The organism is Microbulbifer maximicatervae (SeqCode), from assembly GCF_052467615.1.
In genome coordinates this window covers 4,882,450-4,903,696 of sequence record NZ_CP174319.1, presented here as the reverse complement: position 1 = coordinate 4,903,696, position 21,247 = coordinate 4,882,450, and the positions used below count along the sequence as shown (strand labels likewise).

Below are 21,247 nucleotides of genomic sequence, written 5' to 3'. Positions count from 1 at the left end.
CTTATTGGTATCAGTATTTCCCTGTGTTCAGGCGTTTTCAGGATGCTCGCAGCAGCTTTTGCAGCAGGTCTATTACGCGCTCACCCTCGGGCGAGTGCGCAATTAACCTGAGCTGGCGACCACTTTCCGGTACTTCCAACTCAACTTCCAAGTCTGGATCGGGCAATATGCCCTCGCCCCGCTCGGGCCACTCTACAAGACTCAAACTCTGCGCAGAGAAATAATCCCGCACCCCCATAAACTCCAACTCTTCCGGGTCACCCAGACGATAGAGGTCGAAGTGGTAAACCCGGTGAGCCTCGAGTTCGTAGGGTTCCACCAGGGTGTAAGTGGGGCTCTTTACCGCACCCTCGTGCCCAAAGGCCCTCAGTACCCCCCGACAGAAAGTTGTCTTTCCCGCACCCAGCTGGCCATTTAAATACAGCGTCAGCCCCTGTTGCAGGCCCGCCGCGAGACAGGCCTGCCCGAGCAAGTTGCCGCCGGATGCGGTGGCTGCTTCATCAGCCAAATGTAATTTCAATTCACTCGCCATCAATCTACCAAACGTCTAATCCAGGGCAATAAGTCCGTAGCGAGTAATCCCCGCATACCCTCTTCGGCAGCGCGATTACCCGCCTCTCCGTGTAACCACACCGCCAGTCGGGCAGCCTCCACCAGCGGCAAGTGCTGGCCAATCAATGCTGCAACAATACCGGTGAGGAGGTCTCCCATACCACCGGAAGCCATGCCCGGGTTACCGCTGTTGATCAGGTCAACACCACCATCATGTGCAATCAGGGTGCCGGCGCCTTTTAATATCACCACGCCACTGAATTTTTGCTGAACTGCAATAGCAGCTGCGCACGGATCGGCGAGCACCTCGGCGGTATCACAACCCAGAAGGCGGGCGGCTTCCCCCACATGTGGGGTTAACACCCAGTCATCCCGCCGGACCCCGGCCAGAACCCGGCCCTCAGCGAGAATATTCAATGCATCGGCATCTACGACCAAGGGCGCCTCAGCTCGGCCGGCTCGCGCCAGCAGCTGCTCACTCCAGGGGGAGCGCCCCAAACCGGGGCCCACTGCAATTACGCTGGGGCCTTCGAGCAGCGGTTCCAGCTCCTGCCCGGAAATCACCGGATGAGCCATCACTTCCGGACTGCGAGTTAACGCTGCGGACAAATGCTCAGGGCGGGTCGCCAGGGAAATCAGCCCGGCTCCACAGCGCGCTGAGGATTGCGCAGCCATCAATGCAGCACCGCCAAATCCGGTATCACCGCCGACAACCAAAATATGGCCAAACTGGTTTTTAAAGCTATCGGCGGCACGCGCTGACAGGCGGCGGATGGCATCAGCCTCGTAACGTATAGCCAAAGGCTCAACTGCTCGGTAGGCAGCCTCAGGTGCCCCCAAGCCTTCGAAAATTACCTCTCCGCAAAGCGCCGGGCCGCGACCGCAGTAGAGCCCCATTTTGCGGCCGATAAAAGTCACCGTTATATCGGCACTGACCGCCTCGCCGGCACTGCCGGTATCGGCACTCAGACCGGAGGGGATATCCACAGCCAACACCGGGCCAGGGCTTTTGCGGATTCGCTCAACCGCATACGCCACGCCGGAGCGCAGCTCACCGCTAAAGCCCGTTCCCAGCAATGCATCCACAATCAGTGTATTGGCATCCGCCGTATCCAGTTCTGCGAGAGAGTTCACCACCTGGACACCTTCCCGGCAGGCGTACTCATAGGCCTCCCAGGCATCGCCACTCAGGTGCTGAGGATCGGTACACGCATAAACGGTGACCGGGATTTTCTTTTGCGCGGCGAGGGCGGCAATCACATAGCCATCCCCACCGTTGTTCCCACCACCGCAGAAAACCTGGAGGCGGCCGATCTCCGGCCAGTGCCTGCGTAGATGTGAAAAAGCCGCGCGACCGGCGCGCTTCATCAGTTGAATGGAGGGGATTTCCAGTGCAGCAATCGTCTGTCGATCCAGCTCACGTACCGACTCGGCACTGTATAGAGGTTGAGGCGTGTCCATGCAGCTCCCGCGATGTGGTCAAGAATTCATCTGTGGCAAAATAGGCAATTACATCGCCATCGTTTGCGCCAACCGCAAAGTATACCGCCCCGGCCAGGCATTGTGCTTGCAGGGAATATCGAGCCGCTTTATCTATGACCGAATCACTGCTCGCCGACTTAGCCCAACAGATCAAAATTTGGGGCAGAGAACTGGGCTTCCAACAAGTGGGTATTACCGATTGCCAGCTGGAGGAGGAAGGGGAACGCCTGCGCGCCTGGATTGATGCGGGCTATCACGCTGATATGGACTGGATGGGCGCTCACGGTGAGAAACGCTGGCGCCCCGAATTATTGGAGCCGGGAACACTGCGGGTAATCAGCGTGCGTCTGGACTACCTGCCGCCGGACACCCAGCCGATTAAAGTGTTGAAGGATTCGAGTAAGGCCTATGTATCCCGCTATGCGAATGGCCGCGATTACCATAAGTTGATCCGCAAACGCCTGGCCAATCTATCAAAGCAAATTGATACCTATTGCGCCGAGCGGGGCATTGAATCGAAAGGTCGGGCTTTTACCGACAGCGCCCCGGTAATGGAGAAGGCCCTGGCAGCCAAGGCCGGCCTGGGCTGGATTGGTAAAAATACGCTGGTACTGAATTCGACCGCCGGCTCTTACTTTTTCCTCGGCGAAATCTACACCAACTTGCCACTCCCCATAGATATCAGCGAGGAGCATGATCAGTGTGGCGACTGTGTCGCCTGCCTCAGGGTTTGCCCTACCGATGCCTTCATCGATGACCGCACCCTGGATGCGCGGCGCTGCATCTCCTACCTCACTATTGAAAACAAAGGCCCAATCCCTGAGGAATTTCGCGAGCCCATCGGCAACCGAATATACGGCTGTGACGACTGCCAGATAGTGTGCCCCTGGAATAAATTCGCCAAGCCCACCAAGGAAAAAGATTTTCATCCCCGACACGGACTGGACAATGGTGAGCTACTGAAGTTGTTTACCTGGAGCGAAGAGGAGTTCCTGCGCAAGACTGAGGGTTCGGCCATTCGCCGAATCGGCCACGAGCGCTGGCTGCGCAACCTGGCTGTTGCCTTAGGCAATGGGGAGGCCACGCCCGAAGTCATCAATACCTTGGAAAGTGCGCGCGCCGGCGCCACGCCCCTGGTTCTGGAGCATATCGATTGGGCGCTGGAGCGGTTGCGCAGCGGGCGCAGGCGCAAGCGTAAAATCAAACGCAAGCCCGCTGGCTAATCGGGAGTGGGGGTCAGAGGCGGAAAAAAGTCTCGCGGTAGTGGCGCAATTCCTCAATAGAATCGCGGATATCGTCGAGCGCCAAATGGCTGCTGTGTTTTTTAACTCCATCCAAAACCTCCGGGCGCCAGCGACGAGCCAATTCCTTCACCGAGCTGACATCCAAGTTGCGATAGTGGAAATAGGATTCCAACTCCGGCATATATTTCACCAGGAACCGGCGATCCTGGCCGATAGAGTTGCCACACATGGGAGATGCTCCCTCAGGGACCCACTGTCGCAAGAATTCCAGGGTCTCCCTCTCCGCGTCCCTTTCGGAAATACTGGATTCTTTGACCCGAGCTACCAGCCCGGAACCACCGTGCTGTTCGGTATTCCATTCATCCATTGCATCTAGCAAGGCATCGCTCTGGTGAATGACCATTGAGGGACCCTCGGCGAGAATCTCCAGGCGTGAATCCGTCACGACTGTGGCAATTTCAATAATGCGCTCTTTGTCCGGATTCAGGCCTGTCATCTCCAGGTCAATCCAGATCAGGTTGTTCTGATCCACAACGGGTCTCCTCAAACTTTCCGCGCAAGTTACCGCAACTACCCTGCAATAGCTATAATCCGCCGCTAGTCTCCAGGTGCTAGTGCATGAGTAAACGCAAATTAAATCGCCGCCAACAGTGGCGTATCAACAAAATCCAGCAGGAACGTGAAGCCCGCGCCCGCAAGCGTGAGCAATCTGCCGAAGAGGCCCTGGAAGAGGGGCAACTGGAGCAGGAACAGATCGGCCTGGTTATCGCCAACTATGGCACACAGGTTTTAGTGGAGAGCGAGAGTGATCCGAGCCTGCGCCAGCGCTGCCATTTGCGCGCCAATATCGAAACCCTGGTGACCGGCGATCGCGTTGCCTGGCACCCTGCCAGCGAAGACAGCGATGGGGGCATTGGTGTTATCGGCGCGCGCCTGCCGCGCAATTCCGAGCTGCAAAGACCCGATCGCTACGGCGACCTGAAAACTGTTGCAGCCAATATCGATCGCATATTGATCGTTATCGCCCCTTACCCCGAACCTTTTGCCAATGCCATAGACCGCTACCTGGTAGCCGCAGAGACCACCGGCATAGCACCCATGCTGCTGCTCAACAAAACCGACCTGATTGATGAGCGTAATCGCGATTCACTGGAGGAGCTACTTGCCCCCTACCCGGAGCTCGGCTACCCGGTTTTACGGTTATCTACCAAAACTGGCGAGGGCCTGCCGGAGCTGCTGGAAACCCTTGCGCAGGGATGTAGCGTTTTTGTAGGGCAGTCCGGGGTGGGCAAGTCATCCCTGGTCAACGCACTGCTTCCCAGTGCCGGCGCCCGCACCGGTGCTCTATCAGAGGCAACCCAAAAGGGGACTCACACCACCACTGCGGCGGAACTGTTTCACCTGCCCAGTGGGGGTGATCTGATAGACTCCCCCGGGATTCGCGAGTTTGGACTCTGGCATATGGAGGAGGCCGCTCTACTGGAAGGTTTTGTCGAATTCCGACCATTTATCGGGCACTGCCGCTTTCGCGACTGCCGCCACCAGGGCGAACCCGGTTGCGCTATCCAGAAGGCACTGACCGATGGAAAAATTAGCGAGCGTCGCATGAATAGTTTTCTGCATTTGCGCAACAGCCTGGAATCGGAGAACAAGTTTTGAAACTGATCATCGAAGCGGATGAGCTCGCGACTCAGCTTGAGCGCGAAGAACTGCTGATTGTAGACCTCAGCTCACCCCACAATTACCTCAACGGCCATATTCCAGGTGCTATTCATCTGCCGTTCCAGGCGCTGATGGCTGGCACCGCGCCCGCACCGGGCAAACTTCCCGGTATCGAACAGCTGACCCAGATTTTTCAAGCTATCGGCTTGAAGCCGGAACAACATGTGGTCGCCTGTGATGACGAAGGTGGCGGTTGGGCTGGGCGCTTTTTGTGGACCTTGGAAATGATAGGCCACCGCAATTACAGCTATTTGAATGGTGGCATGTTGGCCTGGCGAGGCGCCGGCCTTCCTCTCACTACCGAGGCACCGGATATTGAGCCGAGTGATATTCAAATCACCGTCAACAGCACAGCTGCGATGGACGCCCAGCAAATCCAGGATCAACTGGGCAATGATGAATTCCTTGTTTGGGATGCTCGCTCACCCCAGGAATATCGCGGTGAGCGGGTCCTGGCCATGAAGGGCGGTCATATCCCGGGAGCAATCAATTGCGAGTGGACCCAATTGATGGATCCGCAAAAAGATCTGCGCATTAGATCTGATGCCCGCGAATTCCTCGCTGCACAGGGAATTGATAGCTCTCACAAGATTGTTACCCACTGCCAGAGCCATCACCGCTCCGCTTTTACCTGGTTAGTGGGCAAGTCCCTGGGATTGGATATTCGCGCTTATCCAGGCTCCTGGAGTGAGTGGGGCAATTTGCCCAATACTCCGGTACAGCAGTAGATACATTGAGAAAAGACGTAGATTTATGAACCCTAAACTTTTTGCCGCCCTGCAATACCTAACGCCGCAACATGCACTCTCCCGCGCTGCCGGCTGGTTGGCGAATACTGAACTCAAGTGGATCAAAGATCCTTTCACCCGCTGGTTTGTTGAGAAGTACGGCGTGGATATGCAGGAGGCCAAAGAGAGCGACTGCACTGCCTACCGCACCTTCAATGATTTCTTCACCCGCGAGCTGGTAGACGGAGCCCGTCCCATTATCGAAGGGCAACACACCCTCGCCAGCCCCGCCGACGGCGCCATCAGCCAGCTGGGCCAGATCCATAACGGCCGTATTTTCCAGGCTAAAGGTCACGACTACAGCCTGGTTGAACTGGTGGGCGGTGATCCCAAGGTAGCAGCACAATTTAATGACGGACATTTTGCCACTGTGTATCTGTCACCGAAGGATTATCACCGTGTGCATATGCCCATGGCCGGCACCCTGCGCAGCATGACCTATGTGCCCGGACAACTCTTCTCTGTAAATACGGTAACTGCAGAAAACGTTCCGCGCCTGTTCGCGCGCAACGAGCGTCTGGTCTGCGTATTCGATACGGAAGCAGGCCCCATGGCAATGATCCTGGTGGGTGCAATGATTGTCGCCGGTATCGAAACCGTTTGGGCCGGACAAGTCGCTCCTATCCAGCGCAAAGTCATCAACACAGATTATCTGGATAAGGCACCCATCCACTTGGAGAAAGGTGAGGAGATGGGACGCTTTAAGCTGGGCTCTACCGTCATTATGCTATTTGGCGCAGACCAGGTGAGCTGGCTCGACCAGCTGGAAGCCGAGTCGCCCGTGCGCATGGGTGAGCATTTCGGTAATTTATTATCCGGCAAGGACTGATATTAGTAAGGGACAGCGGCAGTTTTAACTGCCGCCTCTGAAAAAGAGAACGTTTATTTTGTCAGGCGCGTCAGCAGCTGCCCCAGTCGGCCACCGCGGAATAAATAATTGTCGCGAATATTCGCCGCATCCACCTGGGGGTAAGCTCCGGGTTCTATATCCCTGAGGATACTGACCTTTTCCTCGACACTCATCTTGCCACGCTCGATAAGCTTCTGTTCTCGATCCTCAACTTCAGCCAAGTCACACAGGCGAGGCCTGCTGAGCGTTTGTTTTTGCCCATCGAGAACGATCATTACCTTTGGTCGCAAGCGCCGGTCGTAGGTCTGTTCCACGACCACGCCGACTTCTCCGGTGGACAACTCTACCTGAGTACCCGTGGGATAGAGGCCAATAGCCTGAATGAACTCCACTACCAACTGTTCCTGGTAGGCAATACCCCGCAGGTCATATAACTTGGCAACTGCCCGGGATGGCGCTACCGGCTCACTGGAACCTCTTGGGTTAGTGGCTTCATCATAGAAAGTCACTATTCCGCACATGCGCGCCAACACTGAAATCCTGTCACCGCGCAAGCCCTCAGGGTAACCACTACCATCATGACGCTCGCAGTGGGCACTAATGACTTCGATAACCTTCGGATCTATTTGTGGGTCTGCCGACAGCATCTTGACGCTATGCTGCACAAACTTTCGATACTCTAATTCACTGCGCGGATCGCGCTGCTTCATCTGCAACACTTCCCCATCGATAGCCAGCTTACCTACATCCTTCAGCAGAGTAGCCACCCCGAGCTTTAGTAAATCACTGCGTGAAAGACCGATATGGCGGCCGAATAGCACCGCCCAAATACTGGCACGTACCGAGTGACTATAAGTGTGCTCATCCTTATCTCGTACACGGGCCAGCCAGGCAAACGCATCGGGACTGCGCAGCACACTTTCTACTAAATCCTCAACGACTTGGTTGACCTGCTGTACCGGTATGGGCCTGTTGTTAGCAACAAGCCCCATCACTTCACTCATACCATAGAGGATCTGGCCGTGAAGCTTGCGCGCATTACTGGCTTCCCGTTGCGCCGGCTGCGGAGGGGGGTATTTTTTATGGGAAACAGTGACAGGTTTGCAGGGGATAGTGACCGCTGTGCGGCCGGAAGCACGGCCCTTTGCGGAAGTGTCGCTGCCCCCGAGTAATCGGCGCAGGGTAACTCCGGCACTGCCGACAGTTTTGTGTATATCGACATAAACAAACCGGCAGTATTTCTGTAGCTGCCGAATTTCTTCCAAATCGCGGATATAAAAACCCTGCAGCGCAAATGGAGTGCGTGTCCAAGGCCTGTCGAGCTTGGAGACAAACATGCCGCGCTGTAAATCACCGACAGAAATTTTTGCTTGTTCGATTGCCACTGGGGAAGGTGCCGACAACTGTAGTTAACGCTAAAAAGCTGCCCTGAAAGACCCCGTGGCGTAAAATCCTCGGTCCTCTGGGCAAGCTCACCTTTATATCATGGAGAGATATTAAGGTTCACCCGCCCAAAGTGAGACTGCATTCACAGACTCAGAGATCAGTGACCCGTTTAGGCGTGATATTGGGCTGACAGCTCTACCACAGCTTCAATCATGGCTCCAGCATGTTTCGGATCTACCTTGGGGGTAATTCCGTGACCTAAATTGAAAACGTGGCCACTACCCTGACCAAAAGACTTCAAAACAGCCGCCACTTCTGTGCGAATTCGTTCGGGACTCGCATAGAGAACAGCTGGATCCAAGTTGCCTTGCAGGGCCACCTTGTCTCCCACTCGGGCGCGGGCACTGCCAATGTCTGTCGTCCAATCCAAGCCCAGGGCGTCAGCGCCAGTATCAGCCATTGCTTCCAACCACTGACCACCTCCCTTAGTGAACAGGATGGCCGGCACTCGACGACCGTCGACTTCTTTAATCAGCCCCTGGAGAATTCTCTGCATATATTTCAGGGAGAATTCACGGTAAGCACTGTGGCTGAGTGCCCCGCCCCAGGTATCAAAGATCTGTACGGCCTGGGCTCCAGCGCGAATCTGGGCGTTCAGGTAATCGGTAACAGAGTCGGCCAGCACCGTGAGTAACTGGTGCATCAGCTCAGGGCGGTTGTAGAGCATTTCCTTACAGCGGGCAAAATCCTTGCTGGAGCCACCTTCAACCATATAAGTCGCCAGCGTCCAGGGGCTGCCGGAGAAGCCGATAAGCGGCACGCGACCATTCAACTCGCGGCGGATGGTGGACACGGCATTCATCACATAGTCCAAATCCTTTTCGCTGTTCACCACTTCCAGGGCTTCGATATCAGCCGCCGTGCGCAGGGGCTTGTGGAACTTCGGGCCCTCTCCTTCAGAGAAATAGAGGCCCAGGCCCATGGCATCGGGAATAGTCAGGATATCGGAAAACAGAATGGCGGCGTCCAGCGGGTAGCGCTCCAGAGGTTGCAGCGTTACCTCACAGGCCAGCTCAGTATTGCGACACAGATCCATAAAGCTGCCAGCTTCGGCGCGGCTGGCTCGATATTCCGGCAGGTAGCGCCCCGCCTGTCGCATCATCCACACGGGCGTTCGATCCACTGGCTGGCGCAGAAGGGCGCGAAGAAAGCGGTCGTTTTTCAATTCGGACGGTTTGGTATCAGACATAGGCACACCGAGCGGGCTAAAAAAACGGGCATTGTACAGGGGCTTGGCCGCTATACACAGGGTGGCAAAGATATTGCGAGGTGCCTATTGGGACTGGCACAAATGTGCACGGAATAATTGGGCAGTGAGGGACCGTGCCCCCACTGCAAATCAGAAACGATTAAATATCCAGGTAATCGAGAATACCTTCACCGGCCTGGCGCCCTTCCCAGATAGCGGTCACTACCAGGTCGGAGCCGCGCACCATATCGCCGCCGGCAAACACCTTCTCATTGGAGGTCTGGAATTTGTATTTTTGTTTTTCTGGAGCGACGACGCCACCCCAGTCGGCAACTTCAATATTGTGCTGCGGAAACCACTCCGCCGGGCTGGGACGGAATCCAAAGGCCACCAGAACGATATCCGCCGGGATAATTTCTTCAGAACCGGGCACCACCTGAGGGCGACGGCGGCCGTTTTCATCGGGCTCACCGAGCTCCGTAGTGACCACTTTAACCCCGGCCACCTTGCCATCCCCAACGATCTCAACCGGCTGGCGATTGAACAGGAACTGTACGCCCTCTTCCTTGGCATTGGCCACTTCCCGACGTGAGCCGGGCATATTTTCTTCATCGCGGCGGTAGGCACAGGTTACGCTCTTAGCGCCCAATCGAATCGAGCTGCGGTTACAGTCCATGGCAGTATCACCACCGCCGAGAACCACCACGCGCTTGCCCTCAACCGAAACAAATTCGGAAGCATCGCGCTCCCAGCCCATATTGCGATTTACGTTGGCAATCAGGAATGGCAAAGCATCGTGAACACCGGGCAGATCTTCACCGGGGAAGCCACCTCTCATGTAGTTGTAAGTGCCCATCCCCATAAAGACAGCATCGTAGTCATTGAGCAGCTGCTCAAAACTGATGTCCTTACCCACCTCAGTATTGAGACAGAACTCAACACCCATCTCAGTAAACACTTCCCGGCGCTGCTGCATTACCGACTTTTCCAGCTTGAACTCGGGAATACCAAAAGTAATCAAGCCGCCAATCTCCGGGTGCTTGTCGAACACCACCGGCTGCACGCCATTACGCACCAAAATATCAGCGCAGCCCAGACCAGCCGGGCCGGCACCAATCACCGCTACTCGCTTACCCGTTTTCTCAACATGGCTTAAGTCTGGACGCCAACCCAGGGCGAAGGCTGTATCAGTAATGTACTTTTCCGCATTGCCGATAGTGACCGCACCAAAGCCATCATTGAGGGTACATGCGCCCTCACAGAGGCGGTCCTGGGGGCACACCCGGCCACAGACTTCCGGCAGTGTATTGGTTTCGTGGCAGAGTTCAGCTGCCTCAATAACATTGCCCTCGCTGATCAGCTTCAACCAGTTGGGAATGTAGTTGTGTACCGGGCACTTCCATTCGCAATAGGGGTTGCCACAATCCAGGCAGCGGTGCGCCTGGCTGGCCACCTGTCGCTCGCTGAAAGGCTCATAAATTTCAACAAACTCGCCGGTGCGGGTGATGATGTCCTTCTTCGGCGGATCGATGCGACTTACGTCGATAAACTGGAAGTCGTTGTTCAGTCTGTCTTTCATACTGTTTCTCCACCCCGCCTTTATTCGCCGCGCTTGCGCACGTCGGAAAGAAGATCTGCAAGGCTCGCCGCCTTTGGTTTAACCAGCCAGAAACGGCTCAAGTAATCATCGAAGTTATCCAATAACTCGGCGCCCCAGGCGCTCTGGGTCTCCGCCGCATACTCTTCGATAACTTCGCGCAGGTGACTCTGGTGTGGCTCGAGAATTTCGCTGCTGATTCGGCGCAGCTCGATCAACTCATGGTTGCAGCGATCGAAGAAATCCCGCTCCATATCCAGGACATAGGCGAAACCACCGGTCATACCGGCGCCGAAGTTAAATCCGGTGCGCCCGAGAACCGCGACCATACCCCCGGTCATATATTCACAGCAGTGATCTCCAGCCCCTTCGACTACCGCAAAGGCACCGGAGTTACGCACGGCGAAGCGCTCACCGGCACAACCCGCCGCAAATAACTTGCCGCCAGTGGCACCGTAGAGACAGGTATTGCCGACTATACTGGTTTCCTGGGAGGCGAATGAGCTACCTTGCGGCGGTCGTATAACCAGCTTGCCGCCGGCCATGCCCTTACCCACATAGTCGTTGGCATCGCCATCCAGATACATATCCAAACCACCGGCATTCCACACACCGAATGACTGGCCGGCGACCCCTTTGAGGCGCAGTTTCACCGGAGCTTCAACCATGCCCTGGTTACCGTAGCGCTTGGCGATCTCACCAGACAGGCGCGCCCCCAGGGATCGGTCACAGTTGGTCACGTCGTAGCTGAACTCGCCACCTTTAAAGCCTTCGATGGTAGGCAGGATATCCGCCACCATCCGCTCCGCCAGTTCACCCTTATCCCAGGGATCATTCGTCGCGGACTGACAGGTTTGCGGCTTGCTGTCCAACAGCTCATCCGTATGTAATAGAGGCGCGAGATCCAGCTTTTTCTGCTTGTCAGTTTCGCCATCCAGTACGCGCAGCAAGTCCACACGCCCCACCAACTCTCCCAGGCTGCGCACCCCGAGCTTGGCCATCCACTCGCGGGTCTCCTCGGCGACAAAACGGAAGAAGTTCATCGCCATTTCTGCGGTGCCGATATAGTGCTCGTCACGCAGGTCCTTCTTCTGGGTGGCGATACCGGTGGCACAGTTATTCAGATGACAGATGCGCAGATACTTACAGCCGATCGCCACCATGGGTGCCGTTCCAAAGCCGAAGCTCTCTGCACCGAGAATTGCCGCCTTAATCACATCGAGGCCGGTTTTCAGCCCCCCATCGGTTTGTACCCGAACCTTGCCGCGCAGATCATTGGCACGCAGGGTCTGGTGGGTTTCCGCCAATCCCAGCTCCCAGGGCGACCCGGCATAGCGAATCGAGGTAATTGGGCTGGCTGCTGTGCCGCCGTCGTAGCCGGAGATGGTGATCAAATCCGCATAGGCTTTGGCAACACCCGCAGCAATGGTGCCAACCCCAGGCCGCGATACCAGTTTTACCGAGACCAAGGCATCGGGATTGACCTGTTTTAGGTCGTAGATCAACTGCGCCAAATCCTCGATGGAATAGATATCGTGATGCGGCGGCGGGGAAATCAGGGTCACGCCGGGCACCGAATAACGCAGCCGCGCGATCAATTCGTTGACCTTGCCGCCGGGCAGCTGGCCGCCTTCACCGGGCTTGGCGCCCTGGGCTACCTTAATCTGTAATACCTCCGCATTTACCAGGTAGTGCGGTGTTACGCCAAAACGACCGGAGGCAATTTGCTTAATCTTGGAGACTTTATCAGTGCCAAAACGGGCTGGATCTTCACCGCCCTCGCCACTGTTTGAACGCCCACCCAGGCGATTCATCGCTTGGGCCAGGGATTCATGGGCTTCGGGGGACAGGGCCCCCAGTGACATGGCCGCCGTATCAAAGCGACGCAAAATCTGCTCTGCCGGCTCCACGTCTTCCAGAGCTACCGGTTCGATGTTCTCCTTGAAGTCCAGCATATCCCGCAATGTCGCCACGGGGCGCTGGTTAACCAGCTCCGCGTAGTCCCGCCACGCGGCATAGTCACCGGTGCTGGCAGCGCGCCGCAGGGTAGTCACCACATCCGGGTTAAATGCGTGATACTCCTGGCCGTAGACAAACTTGTGCAGGCCGCCGGGGGAAACCGGTTTGCGGGCTTTCCAGGCAATTTCAGAGCGGGCCGCCATATCGGCTTGCAGCTCGGGGAAGCCGGCACCTTCAATGCGAGTGGGCGCTCCGGGGAAACACAGGTCCACCACATCCTTGGAAATACCCACCAACTCGAACAGCAGTGCGCCGCGATAAGAGGCAACGGTGGAAATGCCCATCTTGGACAGGATCTTTAACAGGCCCTTGATAATGCCGTTGCGATAATTTTTCTGCGCCTCAGCGGCATCCAGCAGCAATTCACCGGTATCGATCAGGTGATTGATAATGCTGTAGGAGAAATACGGGTGTACTGCGGTGGCACCGACGCCGACCAAACAGGCCAACTGATGCGCATCGCGGGCGCTGGCAGTATCCACCACAACATTGGAGTCACAGCGCAAGCCCGCATGCACCAGGTGGTGGTGCACCGCGCCTGTCGCCAGCAGTGCATCGATGGGCAGGTGCCCCTCGCGAATATCGCGATCGGACAGCACTACAATCACAGCCCCCGCCCTCACCGAGGCTTCAACTTTGGCGCAGAGCTGTTCAATCGCCGACTTGAGGTCCTGTTCAGCGGGGTCGTAGTTCAGGTCGAAGATCTCCGCTTCGAAGCCCGGGCGATCAAGGGATAAGAGTGCCGTGTACTTCATATGGGAAAGTACTGGCGAAGACAGGATTACCCGGTCCGCGTGCTCTGGAGTTTCCTCAAATACGGATTTCTCTCGACCCAGGCAGGTCTCCAGAGACATCACCACGGTTTCCCGCAGGGGGTCAATTGGCGGGTTGGTTACCTGGGCAAACTGCTGGCGGAAGTAGTCGTAGAGCGAGCGGTTGTAGCGGGACAAAACCGCCATCGGCGTATCATCGCCCATTGAACCGACCGCTTCCTGGCCCGCTTCAGCCATGGGCCGGACGACTTTATCGCGCTCTTCCAGGGAGGAGCTGAACAGCTTTTGGTAGACCTTGAATTGCTGGTGGGAGAAGTTGTTGTCCACCGGCGCGGTAACCAAAGTAGAGCGGATACGGCGTGCTTTATCCTTAAGCCAACGCTTATAGGGCTGTGCCCGCTTGAGCATATTATCGATGTCAGCGGTGTGGTAGAGCTTGCCCTCTTGGGTGTCTACCGACAGCATCTGCCCTGGTCCAAGGCGGCCCTTAGCCACAACATCTTCAGGGGCATAGTCGTACACGCCAACTTCAGAAGCCACGGTGATCAGGTCATCCTTGGTAATCACCCAGCGCGAGGGGCGCAAGCCGTTGCGGTCCAGGGTACACACTGCGTAGCGGCCGTCGGTCATCACCAATCCAGCCGGCCCATCCCAGGGCTCCATATGCATGGAGATATATTCGTAAAAGGCGCGCAGATCCGCATCCATTCCTTCAACATTTTGCCAGGCCGGCGGCACTAGCATGCGCACGGCCCGGTGCAGCTCCATGCCACCCGCCAACAGCATCTCCAGCATGTTGTCCAGGCTGGAGGAGTCGGAACCCTCGCGGTTAACCAGGGGCACCAGCTCATTCAGCTCTGGAATCAGGTCAGTGGCAAATTTACTGGTGCGGGCAACAGACCAGTTGCGGTTGCCGGTAATAGTGTTGATCTCACCATTGTGCGCCAGCAAGCGAAATGGCTGAGCCAGAGGCCAGCGGGGCATGGTGTTGGTAGAGAAACGCTGGTGGAAAACACAGATCGCGGTTTCCAGGCGCGGGTCGGCCAGTTCTGGGAAAAACTTGGGCAGATCAGCCGGAATCATCAGACCCTTGTAGGAGAGGACACTGGTTGAAAGGCTGGCGATATAGACTTCGCTACTTAAGCGCAACTCGGCTTTGCGACGGGCCACATAGAGACGGGCATTGAATTTCGCCTCGCCGAGGGGCTCGTCTGCATTGTTGATCAGCAACTGCTCAAAGTGTGGCAGGCAATCCCGGGCAATAGGGCCCAGGCATTCCGGGTTAGTCGGTACGGTGCGCCAGCCGACGGTCTTTAGGCCCTGAGCTTGCAACTCAGTTTCGATAATTTTGCGGGCTTTATCGGCTTCGGCTTGATCTAGTGGGAGCATGATTGATCCCACTGCGTAGGTTGCTGTCAGCTCAGCACCAAACAGGGTCTTGGCTTCTGCGCGGAGGAAAGCATCCGGCTTTTGCAGCAAAAGACCGCAACCATCACCGGTTTTACCATCGGCGGCAATACCACCCCGGTGGGTCATGCAAGTGAGGGATTCAATGGCCGTCTGCACTAATTTGTGACTTGCCACACCGTGCAAATGAGCGATCAGACCAAAACCGCAGTTGTCCTTAAACTCATCCAACTGATACAGACTGCTACCCATAGAATTCCTCGTCGCTATCGATTGGGGGACCACTGGCGCTTAAAAAAAAGAAGTGCCTGTTATGGGCGAATGTCACTTTAAGCTTCGCGCTACGCTCTCCTGCGGTCCCTTGGAAAAAGATCCCGAGATAAAAAAAGCCCTCTGCTGGGGCTTTTTTTGTTGTTATTGGCGGTTTTTTGCCCCGCCTTTCCTTTCGGGGGGGCGCAATATTACTTGTCCAACACTACATTTTCAACTTTTAGCAGTGTATTAGTCTGTCAAATCAAACAAAACCAAACTTATCTTCTAGCAGCTAACCTTTCTGGTACTCAGTCCTATTATTTAGACAATAAGAGCAGGGTTATCACTCGGCACCACAGTTTTTCAGTGCATTTATAATCATTTTTCTGGGGGTATCATCGACAATAATTGCTTCTCCCAGTGCCTTTAGCAGCACCAAACGCAATTTTCCGTCCAGCACCTTCTTATCCACCTGCATTACTTGGAGGAATTCATCGGTTGTCATGCCCTGCGGTGCCTGCTGCGGCAAATCAGCCGCCTCTAGCATCGCTCGCAACCGTTCCACCAGCTCTGCATCGATATCTCCGCGCAACCTGGATAACTCCAGCGCCATAACCATTCCGGCGGCAACGGCCTCACCATGTAACCAACTGCCATACCCCTGCACTGCCTCAATGGCGTGGCCGAAGGTATGGCCAAGATTCAGTATCGCCCTACGACCACTCTCGCGCTCATCACTGGCAACAACATTCGCCTTGTCGGCGCAGCAGCGCTCAATAGCGTAAGCCAGTGCATCGGGCTCCCGAGTTAATAACTTTTGTAAATTCTCTTCGATCCAATTGAAGAATGGGCTGTCACAGATCAATCCGTATTTAATGACCTCGGCGAGGCCTGCGGAAAATTCACGTGCGGGCAATGTGGCAAGGGTATCGGTATCCGCAAGGACAAGGCGGGGCTGGTGGAAGGCGCCAATCATATTTTTACCAAGGGGATGGTTAACGCCGGTCTTTCCCCCAACAGAGGAGTCAACCAAAGACAGCAGGGTAGTCGGTACCTGAATAAAGTTAACCCCGCGCTGATAACAGGCTGCAGCAAAACCGCACATATCTCCAACGACACCACCGCCCAACGCGATTAGTGTCGTAGTGCGGTTGTGACGCTTTTCCAGCAGCACATCAAAAATTCGATTCACTGTGTCGAGTGATTTAAAAGCTTCACCATCGGGAAGCTTGACAACATCCACTTTATCGAGCCCTTTTAGCCCTTCCAATAATGTCGCCAAATAAAGAGGAGCAATAGTTTCATTGGTAACAATGCAAACTTGCCGGCCTTTAATGTAAGGGAGGATATATTGCGGGTCACCGAGCAAACCTGAACCAATAATTATCGGATAACTACGCTCGCCGAGTTCTACGTTAAGGCTTTGCATACTGCTCTCAATCCCCTAGTGCTTATCTCAACAGAAGTGAGACGCACTTTAGCACAGACGCTTGGGACTAATCGGACAGCAGGCTGCCTAAGTGTTCTGTGACCAGGAGGGATGCTTGTTTGGGGGAGAGGTCATTGGTGTCGCAAATAATATCTGCAACCTCACGATACAGAGGCTCGCGTTCCTGCAAAATTTCCGCAATACGCTGACGGGGGTTGGGTACACGAAGCAACGGGCGATTGGTATTCTTTGAAGTGCGTTCCAGAAGCTGATCGATATTGGCCTGCAAATAAACTACATGGCCATATTTTTGTAGCTGGCGTCGATTCTCCTCGAGCAAAACTATTCCACCACCGGTACCAATAACCTGGCACTCACCCTGGCAGAGCTCTTCCAATATTTCAGTCTCACGGCGGCGAAATCCCGCTTCGCCTTCCACATCAAAAATCCAGGGAATATCCGCACCAGTGCGCTCTTCCAGCACTTTGTCGGTATCGGCAAAAGGCAGCTGCAATTGCGCTGCCAACAACCTGCCGATAGTAGACTTGCCGGCCCCCATGGGGCCGACCAGGAAAATAGAGCGGGTGATCACTTAGAGTAAAAAGCCTCATCTTCAAGAATACGCGGTGTGATAAACATCAGGATCTCACGTTTATCGTCTGTGCGTATAGTCTGCTTAAACAAATTACCGATATAAGGAATATCGCCCAGCAAGGGAACTTTGGTTTCACTCTCTACAGCGGTACCTTCAAAAATACCACCTAGAACAATTGTTTCACCATTGCGTACCAATACTTTGGTCACCAGTGTGTTGATATTAATAGAGGGAACCTGACCAGCCCCCACACTTACATACTCACCCACACTATTCTGCTCAATATTTAGAGACATAATAATGTTATTGTCTGGAGTAATTTGAGGGGTCACATTCAACTCCAATACCGCCTCTCGGAAGGTAATAGAAGCAGCTCCAGAAGAAGTGGTTTCCTGATAAGGAATCTCGACACCAGATTGTATCGTGGCTTCCTGTTTATCGCCGGTAACAACTTTTGGCTGGGAAACAACTTCTGCGAGTCCACTATCCTCTAAGGCGGATAATTCCAAGCCAAGGAAGAAGTTATCCTTCAAAATATGATAGGCAAGACTACCGGCTGGGTTAGTGACTCCAAGATCAACCAACATTGGGTCAAATTCAGTACTTAGCTCTGCCAGGGAAGTGTCTTCTTCCAACCAGTTACTCGCCGAGGTTAGGCCATAAGTACCATCACCAATTTCGGTAAGATCAGCATAATCCCACTGAACACCTAGTTCTTTCTGGAAGTCACTAGTAGCAGTTACAATTCGCGCCTCGATCATCACTTGCCGGATCGGGATATCAATTGCCTCAATTAATGCTCTAAACTGTACAATTTTATCTTCAGTATCCGTCAAGATAATTGTATTAGTGCGTTCATCCACAATTGCACTACCACGGGCAGAAAGCATTGTAGGAGTGTTTGAGTTTCCACTACTACCACCTCCCGCAAATCCACCTTGGCCAGCACCTCCGCTCTGTCCCCCAGAGAAGAGTTCAAACAACTCCCCTGCGTCAGCGTAGCGGACACTAATGTATTCCGTTCGCAGCGGAGCCAATTCCTCTAACTGCTTTCGGGTTTCAAGCTCCTGGCGCTCTCGTTCAGCGATCTCAGCCGCTGGCGCAACCATAATGACACTGCCTTCCTGGCGCTTATCCAAGCCTTTAGCCTTAAGAATAAGGGCTAATGCTTGGTCCCAAGGTACACCATCTAATCGAAGTGTAATACGACCTTCAACAGTATCACTGGCCACTAAATTAAGGTCGGTAAAGTCGGCAATTACCTGCAGTACTGAGCGAACTTCGATATCCTGAAAATTGAGCGAAAGCTTCTTACCATCAAACTGAAACTCTTTCTCTTTTTCACGAATTTCTTGAGCAGAGAGCGGCTTAACACTTAATACATATTCGGTGTCCGCCTGATATGCCAAGTAATCGTACTCAACATCGCTTGGATCAACTGAAATAACAGTGTTGCGCCCATCATAATCTACAGTAATTGAGCTAACAGGAGTCGCGAAATCTGTAACATCCAGCCTTTGGCGTAAAGACTCGGGCAGTTCAGCCCCAAGGAAAGTCAAATAGATTTTTCCGTTTGTACGCTCAACATCAATATTTACTGCAGGGTCTGTGAGACTGACTATTACCTTGCCTTCACCCTCTTCACCACGGCGAAAATCAACATTATTTACAGCCACACTCCCTGACGCTCGGAACTGTTTGTCACCGCCCAAGCTCATGCCAGCGTCATGTTGCGGAGCCGCAGCAACACTAGCTTCACCTTCAGAAGAATCTGCTCCTATCTCCATTACCAGCTGATTACCTTGACGCTCACTAGAGTACACTGGTAATTCATCTAGATTAACAATAAGGCGTGTGCGGTCTTCGCTGGACACAATGACAGCACTCCGCGCGGCTCCAATGCCTAGAGAGTATTTCTTTTGCGGAAGCACACTTTCTACTCCAGCAAAATCTAAAACTATTCGCGCGGGTTGCTCTATTGTGTAACCCGTTGGTTCTGGAGGTGTATCACTGAAGGTAAGACGAAGCTGAACCCGACTACCAGGCAGCTCAGCAAATTGAATGTCATTGAGCTGGCTTACCTGAGCATTCGACGCAATTGGAAATAACAACAAACCCAGCAGCATCAGCTGGAATCGAGTCATTAAAAAGGCGAACTGTTTATTGTTCATTATCCGTTGTCCCTCTCTTCCAACGCCAGAGCCCGCGGCCGTTCAATCCAGCCTCCGGTGCCATCCGGTATAATTTCTAAAATATCGAGCTGTGCATCAGTGGCATTCACTACTCGGCCATGATTTTTTCCGAGATAATTGCCAACAGTTATGCGATGAATTCCGCCTGCGCCATCGTCTATCAGAGCCCAAATCTGTCCATCACGCGACAAGCTACCAACCATAGATAGCACATCAATATTAACGCCCTCCAGTAGCTCTCGCTGACGAGTTAAATCTGGAGCAACATCTAACCTGCGTCCCACTATACGCTGTTCGGACTCAAGAACTGGCTTGGTAAAGGGGCTTCGCTGGGCAGTGGCAACATAAACATAGGGGCTGTAAGGAGTAAATGTCGGTATCGGCTCAATTTGACCTTTCGGCCTACGTTCCACTTCAGCCATTCGCTTACGCAACTCACTGTGATCTGAGTTTAATTCACACCCGACAATTGATAGCAGAGCAACTGCAACCGAGAGGTACTTAATCATCCCTCTTCACCTTGATCTTTATAGCGATAGGTCTTGGCGTTAATTGTCATACTGAGCAAACCGCCTTCTTTATCATTTACTATCTTAAAATCATGCAAAGTCACTATTCGGGGCATACCAGCAATACCACTCACAAAAGCACCAAATTCATGATACCCACCTTTAACGAATATCTGGATCGGTAACTCTACGTAAAATTCACCAACCCGCTCCTGTTGCAAGTCAATATCACTTATCGTTAAGCCACTTCCCCGTCCATACTCATCAATATCTTCGAGTAAACCAGGAACTTCGGTGTCTTTGGGTAGCTGCTTAAGCAATGCACCAAAAGTTTGATTCATTTCCTCTAATTGAGCTCTATAGGCCTCTAGGTTGTGGGCCTGCTCTTGCTTCACTTCAAACTGCGAAAACAGCTGCTGCTCTTTACTCTCAGCCAGCTCAAGCTGCTGATATCGATCACTAATTAAAAAGTGATAACCAAGTCCAACAATGATTGCCGAAATAACAACCAGCAGGGCTATGCGCCCAGGTAAGGGCCAAATTCCCATACGGGAAAAATCGATATCATTGAGGTCAAGCTCATTGATCTGCTTCAGCGTATCTGCCAGTGCCATGGTGCGGTCCCTTATTTTTTTGCAGCGCCTTGGTCATCTTCCTGCTTTCTACCTGTGACATTAACCGTCAACTCGAAAGCACTCGCTTGTTCGCCATGTCGCGGACTAGCAGTAACCCCTGCTAAAGCTGGAGACTCGTACCAATCAGATTGATCCAGATTTCGCATAAAAGAAGAAACCCGATTATTAGATTCTGCCACACCTGACAGGGATAACTTATTGCCCACTCGCTCCATAGAGCTGAGCCACACACCTTCAGGCGTAGCCTGAACTAACTCATCAAAGTAACGCACAGCAAGCGGCCTGTTACCCTGTAACTCCTGGATCACCCGCATACGATCAATCAATTCCTGCCGGCGTTTTTTCAGGTTTTTAATTTCTTTTACCTGGATGTCCAACTCACTTATCCTGTTTTTCAGGATTTGATTGCCGTCATTTTGATAGATTATTTGCTTATCAACTGTTTTCATCCAGCCAAAAACGGCGGCAGCCACAGCAAAAATAACGACTACCATTATTTGCTGAAATTCTTTTTGCTTTTGTGCACGATATTCCTGACGCCAAGGCAGAAGGTTAATCTTTGCCAT

17 protein-coding genes are annotated in these 21,247 nt (G+C 53.8%); 4 read left to right on the top strand and 13 right to left on the bottom strand.

Annotated features, from left to right (window positions below; translation table 11 throughout):
* Positions 1-37 precede the first annotated feature (37 nt).
* Both tsaE and ACJJIM_RS21670 read right to left on the bottom strand, forming a co-directional pair.
* Positions 38-532 (bottom strand): tRNA (adenosine(37)-N6)-threonylcarbamoyltransferase complex ATPase subunit type 1 TsaE, encoded by a 495-nt coding sequence (gene tsaE, locus ACJJIM_RS21675; RefSeq protein WP_444911950.1) that lies wholly within the window; start codon positions 530-532, stop codon positions 38-40.
* Entirely contained in the window at positions 532-2,013 is a 1,482-nt protein-coding gene (locus ACJJIM_RS21670; protein ID WP_444911949.1) for an NAD(P)H-hydrate dehydratase, read from the bottom strand. The genes tsaE and ACJJIM_RS21670 overlap by 1 nt, the downstream gene beginning before the upstream one ends.
* 134 nt (positions 2,014-2,147) lie before the next feature.
* Between ACJJIM_RS21670 and queG the strand changes: the two genes are divergently transcribed.
* Positions 2,148-3,257 (top strand): tRNA epoxyqueuosine(34) reductase QueG, encoded by a 1,110-nt coding sequence (queG, locus tag ACJJIM_RS21665; RefSeq protein WP_413664092.1) that lies wholly within the window; start codon positions 2,148-2,150, stop codon positions 3,255-3,257.
* A gap of 13 nt (positions 3,258-3,270) precedes the next feature.
* Here the strand turns inward: queG and orn are convergent, their stop codons facing one another.
* On the bottom strand, positions 3,271-3,810 hold the full coding sequence (orn, locus tag ACJJIM_RS21660; protein ID WP_444892595.1) for an oligoribonuclease: 540 nt from the start codon (positions 3,808-3,810) through the stop codon (positions 3,271-3,273).
* Between the two features lie 86 nt (positions 3,811-3,896).
* Here orn and rsgA point away from each other — a divergent pair, with 86 nt between their 5' ends.
* Genes rsgA through asd form a run of 3 tightly spaced genes read left to right on the top strand, consistent with a single transcriptional unit; the run spans position 3,897 to position 6,617 of the window.
* Positions 3,897-4,937, top strand: coding sequence for a small ribosomal subunit biogenesis GTPase RsgA (gene rsgA, locus ACJJIM_RS21655; RefSeq protein WP_444911948.1), 1,041 nt, complete (start codon positions 3,897-3,899; stop codon positions 4,935-4,937).
* Positions 4,934-5,728: a sulfurtransferase gene (locus ACJJIM_RS21650; protein ID WP_444911947.1), complete on the top strand. Its 795-nt coding sequence runs from the start codon at positions 4,934-4,936 to the stop codon at positions 5,726-5,728. The genes rsgA and ACJJIM_RS21650 overlap by 4 nt, the downstream gene beginning before the upstream one ends.
* Positions 5,729-5,753: 25 nt before the next feature.
* On the top strand, positions 5,754-6,617 hold the full coding sequence (gene asd / locus ACJJIM_RS21645; RefSeq protein WP_444911946.1) for an archaetidylserine decarboxylase: 864 nt from the start codon (positions 5,754-5,756) through the stop codon (positions 6,615-6,617).
* A 53-nt stretch (positions 6,618-6,670) separates the two neighbouring features.
* Here asd and ACJJIM_RS21640 read toward each other — a convergent pair whose 3' ends face one another.
* The 10 genes from ACJJIM_RS21640 to ACJJIM_RS21595 form a co-directional block, all read right to left on the bottom strand.
* Entirely contained in the window at positions 6,671-8,023 is a 1,353-nt protein-coding gene (locus tag ACJJIM_RS21640) for an HD-GYP domain-containing protein (protein WP_444911945.1), read from the bottom strand.
* A 170-nt stretch (positions 8,024-8,193) separates the two neighbouring features.
* Entirely contained in the window at positions 8,194-9,273 is a 1,080-nt protein-coding gene (gene hemE / locus ACJJIM_RS21635) for a uroporphyrinogen decarboxylase (protein WP_108731435.1), read from the bottom strand.
* Positions 9,274-9,433: 160 nt separating this feature from the next.
* On the bottom strand, positions 9,434-10,852 hold the full coding sequence (locus ACJJIM_RS21630; protein ID WP_282930294.1) for an FAD-dependent oxidoreductase: 1,419 nt from the start codon (positions 10,850-10,852) through the stop codon (positions 9,434-9,436).
* A 20-nt stretch (positions 10,853-10,872) separates the two neighbouring features.
* Positions 10,873-15,321: a glutamate synthase large subunit gene (gene gltB / locus ACJJIM_RS21625; protein WP_444911944.1), complete on the bottom strand. Its 4,449-nt coding sequence runs from the start codon at positions 15,319-15,321 to the stop codon at positions 10,873-10,875.
* Between the two features lie 343 nt (positions 15,322-15,664).
* Positions 15,665-16,750 (bottom strand): 3-dehydroquinate synthase, encoded by a 1,086-nt coding sequence (aroB, locus tag ACJJIM_RS21620; RefSeq protein ID WP_444911943.1) that lies wholly within the window; start codon positions 16,748-16,750, stop codon positions 15,665-15,667.
* Positions 16,751-16,817: 67 nt separating this feature from the next.
* Positions 16,818-17,339 carry a shikimate kinase AroK gene (gene aroK, locus ACJJIM_RS21615; protein ID WP_444913413.1) on the bottom strand — a complete coding sequence of 174 codons (522 nt, stop codon included), beginning with the start codon at positions 17,337-17,339 and terminating at the stop codon, positions 16,818-16,820.
* Complete coding sequence (gene pilQ, locus ACJJIM_RS21610) at positions 17,339-19,516, bottom strand: type IV pilus secretin PilQ (protein ID WP_413664082.1); 2,178 nt, start codon at positions 19,514-19,516, stop codon at positions 17,339-17,341. Before pilQ ends, aroK begins: the two co-directional genes overlap by 1 nt.
* Positions 19,516-20,046 (bottom strand): pilus assembly protein PilP, encoded by a 531-nt coding sequence (locus tag ACJJIM_RS21605; protein WP_413664081.1) that lies wholly within the window; start codon positions 20,044-20,046, stop codon positions 19,516-19,518. Before ACJJIM_RS21605 ends, pilQ begins: the two co-directional genes overlap by 1 nt.
* The gene (locus tag ACJJIM_RS21600) at positions 20,043-20,660 is read right to left on the bottom strand and encodes a type 4a pilus biogenesis protein PilO (protein WP_413664080.1); all 618 of its coding nucleotides are present in this window, start codon (positions 20,658-20,660) and stop codon (positions 20,043-20,045) included. The genes ACJJIM_RS21605 and ACJJIM_RS21600 overlap by 4 nt, the downstream gene beginning before the upstream one ends.
* 11 nt (positions 20,661-20,671) lie before the next feature.
* A complete protein-coding gene (locus tag ACJJIM_RS21595; protein ID WP_413664079.1) occupies positions 20,672-21,247 on the bottom strand; it encodes a PilN domain-containing protein in 576 nt (191 codons plus the stop codon).

Excerpts from the sequence above, each read along its gene's own strand:
- aroB (WP_444911943.1), bottom strand. The coding sequence starts at position 16,750 with ATGCAAAGCCTTAACGTAGAACTCGGCGAGCGTAGTTATCCGATAATT.
- rsgA (WP_444911948.1), top strand. The coding sequence starts at position 3,897 with ATGAGTAAACGCAAATTAAATCGCCGCCAACAGTGGCGTATCAACAAA.
- tsaE (WP_444911950.1), bottom strand. The coding sequence starts at position 532 with ATGGCGAGTGAATTGAAATTACATTTGGCTGATGAAGCAGCCACCGCA.
- asd (WP_444911946.1), top strand. The coding sequence starts at position 5,754 with ATGAACCCTAAACTTTTTGCCGCCCTGCAATACCTAACGCCGCAACAT.
- ACJJIM_RS21605 (WP_413664081.1), bottom strand. The coding sequence starts at position 20,046 with ATGATTAAGTACCTCTCGGTTGCAGTTGCTCTGCTATCAATTGTCGGG.
- gltB (WP_444911944.1), bottom strand. The coding sequence starts at position 15,321 with ATGGGTAGCAGTCTGTATCAGTTGGATGAGTTTAAGGACAACTGCGGT.
- ACJJIM_RS21670 (WP_444911949.1), bottom strand. The coding sequence starts at position 2,013 with ATGGACACGCCTCAACCTCTATACAGTGCCGAGTCGGTACGTGAGCTG.
- queG (WP_413664092.1), top strand. The coding sequence starts at position 2,148 with ATGACCGAATCACTGCTCGCCGACTTAGCCCAACAGATCAAAATTTGG.
- hemE (WP_108731435.1), bottom strand. The coding sequence starts at position 9,273 with ATGTCTGATACCAAACCGTCCGAATTGAAAAACGACCGCTTTCTTCGC.
- pilQ (WP_413664082.1), bottom strand. The coding sequence starts at position 19,516 with ATGAACAATAAACAGTTCGCCTTTTTAATGACTCGATTCCAGCTGATG.
- ACJJIM_RS21595 (WP_413664079.1), bottom strand. The coding sequence starts at position 21,247 with ATGGCAAAGATTAACCTTCTGCCTTGGCGTCAGGAATATCGTGCACAA.
- ACJJIM_RS21600 (WP_413664080.1), bottom strand. The coding sequence starts at position 20,660 with ATGGCACTGGCAGATACGCTGAAGCAGATCAATGAGCTTGACCTCAAT.
- ACJJIM_RS21630 (WP_282930294.1), bottom strand. The coding sequence starts at position 10,852 with ATGAAAGACAGACTGAACAACGACTTCCAGTTTATCGACGTAAGTCGC.